A 1,918-nucleotide genomic window follows, 5' to 3' on the forward strand; every position below is an offset into this window, starting at 1 on the left:
CGCGCGCAAGCCGCCGGCAAGCGCGCTTCCATCCCCGTCGTCCGATGCTGCCTCGGGGCCACACACCACATAGGCGACAAGCTGCTTGTCGCCGGCGCGGTCCTCGCGCGCCACCACCGCCGCCTCGCGCACCCATTCATGCTCGATCAGCCGCGCCGCGATTTCGCCCGGTTCGATGCGGAAGCCGCGGATCTTCACCTGCTCGTCATTGCGGCCGAGGAACGCCAGATTGCCGTCCGGCAGATAGCGCGCCAGATCGCCGGTCCGATACATCCGCGCACCTGCCTCATCGCTGAACGGATCGGCCAAAAACCGCTCCGCCGTCAGCTCGGGCCGGTTCAGGTAGCCACGCGCAACGCCGGCCCCGCCGATGTAAAGCTCGCCCACCGCCCCGAACGGCACCGGCTGACCATGAGCGTCCAGAAGATAGATCCGCGTGTTGGCGATCGGACGCCCGATCGTTTCAACGACGGTGTCTCCCCTGGGCATGCAAATCCAGGTCGAGTACGTCGTTGTCTCGGAAGGGGCGTATAGGTTACAGATCTTCTCGACGCGGCTGTGCTCGAAGATTCTCTCGATCAGAGCTGCGCTCAGCGCTTCGCCCGCCAAATTGATGGCGCTTGCCGCGGCGGGGACTGCTTCCTTGTCGAGCAGAGCGGCGATCGTAGAGGGGACTGTATTGATCAGCGAGACGTCCAAAGGCGTTTGCGCCAGTGCCAGCGCATTGTCGACGAGATAGAGCGTGCCGCCCTGTGACAGGGTAGCGAAGCACTCGTAGACGGACAGATCAAAGCTGATCGAAGTGGAGAACAGCATGCGGCTGGTCTGCGCTCGCGCGTAGACGCCGCTACTCCAACGCAGCAGGTTCACGGTGCTTTGATGCTCGACCATGACGCCCTTGGGCGTCCCGGTGGAGCCCGAGGTGTAGATGATGTAGGCGAGATGGCGGGGGGTGAGCCCCAGCGCGCGCGGGTCGGGGTCGTCAGCGCCCTGGCCGGCCCATGGACGCGCGCCGCCCGAGAGGTCGACCGCCGTCAGGCTGGCGAGCGCCTCGGCGCCGAGGGCGGCGCGTCCGGCCGTATCGGCCAGCAGCAGCTTGGGGGCGGCATCGGCGAGCACCTGGTTGAGCCGTGGGCTCGGATAGGCCGGATCGAGCGGCACATAGGCGCCGCCCGCCTTGAGGATCGCCAGCAGCCCGACCACCATCGCCGGGCTGCGCTCGACGCAGATCGCCACCGGCTGGTCCGGCTTGACCCCAAGGGCGATCAGATGATGGGCCAGCCGGTTGGCCCGGGCATTGAGTTCGCCATAGCTCAGCGCCTCGCCCTCATGCACCAATGCCACCGCCTCGGGCGTCCGGCGCACCTGCTGCTCGAACAGCTCGTGGATGCAAAGATCCGACGGATAGGCCGCGTCCGTCCGGTTCAGCTCCTCCAAAAGGTAGGTCCGCTCCTCGGGCGGAAGAATGTCGAGCGCGCGCACCGGCCTGTCGGGAGCCTGCTCCAATGCCTCCGACAGCGCTTCGAGCGCGCGCTGCATGTAGCCGCAGACCCGATCCGCGGAGATTGGCTCCGCCACCTGTGCCGTGAGGCCGAGCGCCTCGCCAAAGTCCTCCACCGACAGGGTCAGCGGATAGTTGGTGCGCTCCTCGCTGCCCAGCCATTCCACGCCGGACAGACCATCCTCCGTCCCGGAGCCGGCCATGGCCGCCGGCGTGTTGTGGCGGTAGTTCAGCAGCGCGCCGAACAGCGGCGCCGGCGCGGCAACGCCGCTGCACCGTTGCGCCAGCGCCAGCGAGGCATGCTCATGCGCCAGCAGCTCGGAAAGCCGGCGATGCGTGCTGCGCACGCTTTCCTCGACTCCGGTGCCGTCGAGGTCGAGGCGCACAGGCAGGGTGTTGATGAACAGGCCCATTGTG

At 67.5% G+C, this 1,918-nt stretch carries 1 protein-coding gene; it reads right to left on the reverse strand.

Features of this window, described 5'->3' with window-relative positions; genetic code table 11:
• A partial coding sequence (locus tag NKJ55_RS35245) for a non-ribosomal peptide synthetase (protein ID WP_352453902.1) occupies nt 1-1,918 on the reverse strand: 1,918 nt, incomplete at both ends.

The organism is Mesorhizobium sp. M0106 (assembly GCF_040322715.1).
Classification (GTDB): Bacteria; Pseudomonadota; Alphaproteobacteria; order Rhizobiales; family Rhizobiaceae; genus Mesorhizobium.